General features: G+C 51.8%; 4 protein-coding genes. 3 read left to right on the top strand and 1 reads right to left on the bottom strand.

What is annotated here, in order from left to right; translation table 11 throughout:
* Positions 1 to 261 precede the first annotated feature (261 nt).
* The 3 genes from ppc to BZG79_RS10375 all read left to right on the top strand — a co-directional run bounded on the left by ppc (position 262) and on the right by BZG79_RS10375 (position 4,965).
* Positions 262 to 2,895 (top strand): phosphoenolpyruvate carboxylase, encoded by a 2,634-nt coding sequence (gene ppc, locus BZG79_RS10385; protein ID WP_077774340.1) that lies wholly within the window; start codon positions 262 to 264, stop codon positions 2,893 to 2,895.
* A gap of 187 nt (positions 2,896 to 3,082) precedes the next feature.
* Complete coding sequence (locus BZG79_RS10380; protein ID WP_077774339.1) at positions 3,083 to 4,360, top strand: O-acetylhomoserine aminocarboxypropyltransferase/cysteine synthase; 1,278 nt, start codon at positions 3,083 to 3,085, stop codon at positions 4,358 to 4,360.
* A gap of 56 nt (positions 4,361 to 4,416) precedes the next feature.
* Positions 4,417 to 4,965 carry a PadR family transcriptional regulator gene (locus tag BZG79_RS10375; protein WP_077660328.1) on the top strand — a complete coding sequence of 183 codons (549 nt, stop codon included), beginning with the start codon at positions 4,417 to 4,419 and terminating at the stop codon, positions 4,963 to 4,965.
* 60 nt (positions 4,966 to 5,025) lie between these two features.
* Here BZG79_RS10375 and metF read toward each other — a convergent pair whose 3' ends face one another.
* A complete protein-coding gene (gene metF / locus BZG79_RS10370; RefSeq protein ID WP_077774338.1) occupies positions 5,026 to 5,925 on the bottom strand; it encodes a methylenetetrahydrofolate reductase in 900 nt (299 codons plus the stop codon).
* Positions 5,926 to 6,035: the final 110 nt, after the last annotated feature.

Genomic DNA, 6,035 nt, shown 5'->3' with positions numbered 1-6,035 from the left:
CTATCTAACCATGCAAATAACACGGTCGTCACTTACGAAAAAAAAACCACGATGACGAGCGCGGAGAGACCCTCTAGACGCTAGCAAACATGAAAGCTGAAACTTTTTTTCATCTTTTGAGGTGGCTCTATGATAAGCATCAAATCCGGTAGCCAGTTTTCGCGCTAACTTGCGGTTAAGTTGACCCGATCACGCAACATTCGCTAGATTGGGTCTTTACAGTCACAGTAGGATGTAACTTTGTTACAGAATGGATACGCTATGAACGAAAAGTACTCTGCCTTAAAAAGTAACGTCAGTATGCTTGGCCATCTGCTGGGCAACACCATTGAAGATGCCCATGGCCCCGCACTTTTAGAAAAAGTTGAGGAAATTCGTCAGCTCTCAAAATCGGCTGCAGCAGGTAATCAGGATGATCATGCTAAGCTGAAAACCGTGCTGCAAAACTTACCCGCAGACCAACTGCTTCCGGTCGCCCGCGCCTTTAGCCAATTTTTGAATCTGACTAATATYGCTGAGCAATACCATACGGTGTCGCGTCAATCTGACACCCATGAGTGTAGCCCCGATGCGATTGATAACCTGCTCCGACGCGTCAGCCAAGGTGAGATTGATGCCAATAACGCGCAGAAGGCGATCGCCGATTTAAAAATTGAGTTAGTCCTGACCGCGCACCCCACTGAAATTGCGCGCCGCACCACCATTCATAACTTGGTGCAAATCAATAAATGCTTATCCAAACTCGAGCTGAGCGACTATTTAGGCGCCGACGAGCGAGCCAAAACCGAGAAACGCCTTGAACAGTTGATTGCACAAGCCTGGCATACCGATGTGATTCGCCAAGAGCGCCCGACACCGCTCGACGAGGCCAAGTGGGGCTTCGCGGTGATTGAAAATTCATTATGGCAAGCAGTGCCCGCATTTTTACGTCAATTCGATCAGCAGCTTGAGAGCCACTTAGACATCAACTTGCCCATTGATGCCAAGCCAGTACAAATCTCCTCTTGGATGGGCGGCGATCGCGACGGCAACCCGTATGTCACCAGCGAGGTCACCCGTGAAGTGATGCTGCTTTCACGCTGGAAAGCCGCCGACCTGTATTTGCGTGATGTGCAAGATCTGATCAGCGAACTGTCGATGACTCAGTGTGATGACACCGTGCGCGAGATGGCCGGCGAGGCGCACGAACCGTATCGCGCGATCTTGAAAACGCTGCGCAGTCAGCTCAATCACACATTAAGTTATTTAGATGCCAAGCTGAAAGGCGAGCGCACGTCATCACAGGGCATTCTGACCGACACCCAGCAGCTGTGGCAGCCATTACTGGCGTGTTATCAGTCACTCCACCAATGCGGCATGGGCATTATTGCCGACGGTAAGTTGCTTGATTTGCTTCGCTGCGTGCAATGTTTTGGTGTTCACTTAATCAAGCTCGATATTCGCCAAGAAAGCACTCGTCATGCCGATGTGCTCTCAGAAGTGACCCGCTATTTGGGGATGGGCGATTACGCGCAATGGAGCGAGCAAGACAAACAAGCCTTCTTGATCCGTGAATTGTCCTCGAAACGGCCGCTATTACCCCGTGATTGGACCCCGTCGGATGACGTCAAAGAAGTGATCGACACCTGCCGGGTGATTGCCCAGCAGCCGCGTGAAGCGCTGGGTGCCTATGTGATTTCAATGGCGAGGACCGCCTCGGACGTGCTGGCGGTACATTTGATACTCCAAGAAGCCGGCTGCCCATTCCGCATGGATGTGTGCCCGTTATTCGAAACCTTGGACGACCTGAACAACGCGGAATCAGTCATTGGCGAGCTCATGGCGATTGATTGGTACCGTGGCTTTACTCAGAACTTCCAAATGGTGATGATAGGCTATTCGGACTCAGCTAAAGATGCCGGGGTGATGGCAGCCGGTTGGGCGCAATATCGCGCCATGGAAGCACTGGTCAACTTATGCGATGACCAAGGGGTTGATTTAACCCTCTTCCATGGCCGTGGCGGCACCGTAGGCCGTGGCGGTGCGCCCGCCCATGCCGCCTTGTTGTCACAGCCCCCTCGTAGTTTAAAAGGTGGCCTCCGTGTCACCGAACAAGGCGAGATGATCCGCTTTAAACTGGGGCTGCCCGATGTCGCGGTCAACAGTTTGAACCTCTACACCAGCGCCATTTTGGAGGCTAACCTGCTACCGCCACCAGAGCCCAAACAAGAGTGGCGTGCGCTGATGGATACCTTGAGTGACATTTCTTGCCAAGCCTATCGCGATGTGGTTCGCGGCCATGAGCAATTTGTGCCTTACTTCCGCTCCACCACACCAGAGCTTGAGCTCGGTAAGTTACCACTGGGCTCACGCCCTTCTAAGCGCAACCCGCAAGGCGGGGTGGAAAGCTTACGGGCGATTCCATGGATTTTCGCCTGGAGTCAAAATCGCCTCTTACTTCCGGCTTGGCTGGGCGCTGGACAAGCGATCGATCACGCCATTTCCAAAGGCCATAAAGCCCAGCTAGAAGAAATGTGTCGTGAGTGGCCATTCTTCTCCACCCGGCTTGGCATGCTGGAGATGGTGTTTACCAAAACCAACCTCGATATTGCCAAATACTATGATCAGCGTTTGGTCGATGAAAGCCTCTGGCCTTTGGGTGAATCACTCCGCGATCAATTACGCCAAGACATTCAAGTGATTTTGGCGGTGGAAAACAGCGATAACCTGATGGAGCAAAACCCATGGGGCGCTGAAGCGATTCGCTTACGTAATATTTACGTCGAGCCACTGAATATGCTGCAAGCTGAGCTGTTATACCGTACACGGCAATGTGAAGAGGACGATCAGTCGCTTGACGATGCCTTGATGATCTCCATCGCGGGCATTGCCGCAGGCCTGCGTAACACTGGCTAATCGACTCAAGCCGTACCCTCGGGTGCGGCTTTTTTTGTATCAAGCGAGCAAATAGAAACCGACGCACACGCGAGRTTTTTTATCCATAGCCACGTCTAAGGCTTGCTGTTACATTGATAGTATTATTACTATGGAAGGTCGCGGTGACGCGATTTAACAACGCAAAGGAAAACGCAAAGGAATTGCCATGAAAGACGAAACCCTCTCGATTCATCACGGTTATCAGACCGATCCGACCACCAAATCAGTCGCTACCCCCATCTATCAAACCGTCGCCTATGAGTTTGATAACGCCCAACATGGTGCTGATCTGTTTAACCTCGATGTGCCGGGCAATATCTATTCGCGGATCATGAATCCCACCAACGATGTATTAGAACAACGTGTGGCGGCATTAGAGGGCGGTATCGCAGGCCTATGCGTCAGTGCTGGCGCCGCCGCGATTACCTATGCAATCCAAACCCTGGCCAAGGCCGGTGATAACATCGTCGCCACGCCACAGCTTTACGGCGGCACCTATACGCTATTTGCCCACATGCTTCCTGAGCAAGGCATCGAGGTACGTTTTGCCCAAAGTGACGACGCCAGTGCGATTGAAGCGCTGATTGATGCCAATACCAAAGCGGTGTATTGCGAATCGGTTGGTAATCCGGCCGGCAATATTGCCGATATCCCCGGTCTTGCCAAGGTTGCCCACGCGCACGGTGTCCCTTTGGTGGTCGACAATACCGTGGCCACGCCCGTGCTATGCAAACCGATTGAACATGGCGCCGATATCGTGGTGCACTCGCTAACCAAATACATTGGCGGCCATGGCACCACCCTAGGCGGTATGATCGTTGATGGCGGCACCTTTGATTGGGTGGCACATCAAACCCGCTTCCCGCAATTTTCACAGCCCGAGCCGGCGTATCACGGCGTGGTCTATAGCGATACCTTTGGTCCGGCGGCATTTATTGCCCGCGCGCGTACCGTGCCTTTACGTAACAGCGGCGCCGCCTTATCGCCGATGAACGCCTTTATGTTGATGCAAGGTCTCGAAACCTTGAGCCTGCGTATGGAGCGTCACTGCGAGAATGCCAAAGCAGTGGCGGATTACCTTGCCAGTCATCCAGCGGTGGCATGGGTGAACTATGCCGGTCAACAAACTCATCCTCATTACCAACGTGCCCAGTCGCTTATCCGCGGTGGACTGCCCGCATCACTGCTGTCTTTCGGCTTAAAAGGTGGCTTTGATGAGGGAGTACAGTTTTATGATGCGCTGAATGTATTTAAACGTCTGGTCAATATTGGTGATGCTAAGTCACTTGCTTGCCATCCCGCCTCTACCACCCATCGTCAACTGAATGCGCAAGAGCAAGCGAAAGCCGGAGTGACCCCAGAAATGATCCGTCTTTGTGTCGGCATTGAGCATATTGATGACATCATTGCCGACCTTGAACAAGCATTGAGTGCAGTAAAATAGCCCGAGATAGGCGACTCATGCGAACCGATTGTTATAAATAAATGTGGATATAAAAGATGTCACTTCCCCATGTCATACTGACGGTACTCAGCAACTGCGAAGCCACGGGTTATGATATTACCAAGGCGTTTTCTACCACTATCAGTAATGTGTGGAAAGCCAGCCATCAACAGGTATATCGTGAACTGACTAAGCTCGCCGAGCGAGGTGCTGTGACCTATCGACTTGAGCCGCAAGTCGGCAAACCAGATAGAAAAGTCTATGCCATCACCCCTGTCGGCACCGAGGTGTTAGAGGCGTGGTTTATCCAAGCGCCTAAGCTGGCCCCGCCTCGCGACGAGTACGTCGCACGCCTACTCAGCTGTGAGGTCTTGGATCCCGCGCCGATGCTCGAGCATATCAATAACTTGATTGCGGAATCACAACAACTACTTAATCATTATGCTCTGCTTGAGCAGCGTGATTACGGTCAATCCACATCATTAACGCAACAGCAACGCCTCATGCGATTAGCATTACGACGCAGCATTCATCAACGTCGCGCTTGGATGGCCTGGGCGCAAGAAGTGCGCGATGAGCTTACTATGCTGGCGGCCAGCGCCTAATCAAAACAATAAACACAACTCGCAACCTAATACGCCCCGACATAACCGGGGCGTATTTTTTTAAGGTGTGACCGCTAGTGGGCGAACCCCCAAGGTATGACACAGAGCATAGGTTAATTCCGCACGGTTAAGAGTATAAAAGTGAAAATCTTTTACTCCTTCACGGCTGAGCACGCGCACCATATCGATAGCAATCGAGGCACCGACCATCTGCCGGGTCACAGGGTCATCCTCAAGACCTTGATACTGTTTGTGCATCCACTGTGGGACACGCACATGCGTCATTTGCGCAAACCGAGAAGCTTGCTTAAAGTTGGAGACGGGCAAAATCCCCGGCACAATCTCGACATCAATCCCCGCCGCCACACAGCGGTCACGAAAACGTAGGTAACTTTCCACATCAAAGAAAAACTGGGTAATGGCACGACTGGCACCGGCATCGACTTTCCGTTTCAGATTAATGAGGTCCGCTTGCGCACTTTTCGCTTCCGGGTGCACTTCAGGATAAGCGGCGACAGAAATATCAAAGTCATGTTCTTCTTTGAGCAACCGCACCAAGTCCGCCGCATACATAGTCGGCTTTTTCTCCGGCGACGGTAAGTCTCCGCGCAAAGCCACAATGTCACGAATACCATTTTGCCAGTAGTCACGGGCAATATGGCGCAGCTCATCTTCAGTGGCATCGATACAGGTTAGATGGGGCGCCGCCGCGACCCCCGTTTGATCATGAATACTTTTCACGATGTCATGGGTGCGATCACGCTCACCAGAATTGGCGCCATAAGTCACTGACATAAACTTAGGTTTAAGCCCTTTGAGGCGGTGCACGGAATTCCAGAGGGTTTCTTCCATACTGGGCGTGCTGGGCGGAAAAAACTCAAATGAGACGTTAATATCACCGTCTAAGTCGGCAATATTCTGATTAAGTGCATCAATGTGGCCTGCGTGCGTATAGCTCATACCCTCTCCCTGCAACCGGTTTTATTCGCGATGATGTGCGTTTTTGGTTTATACGTTTAGACGTCCATATGTCTAAAGGTTGTCGTTATCTGGGTGAAATGTCAACGATC

This window comes from Salinivibrio sp. MA427, assembly GCF_001996115.1.
Lineage (GTDB): Bacteria > Pseudomonadota > Gammaproteobacteria > Enterobacterales > Vibrionaceae > Salinivibrio > Salinivibrio costicola.
This window is presented reverse-complemented; position numbering and strand designations above follow the sequence as displayed.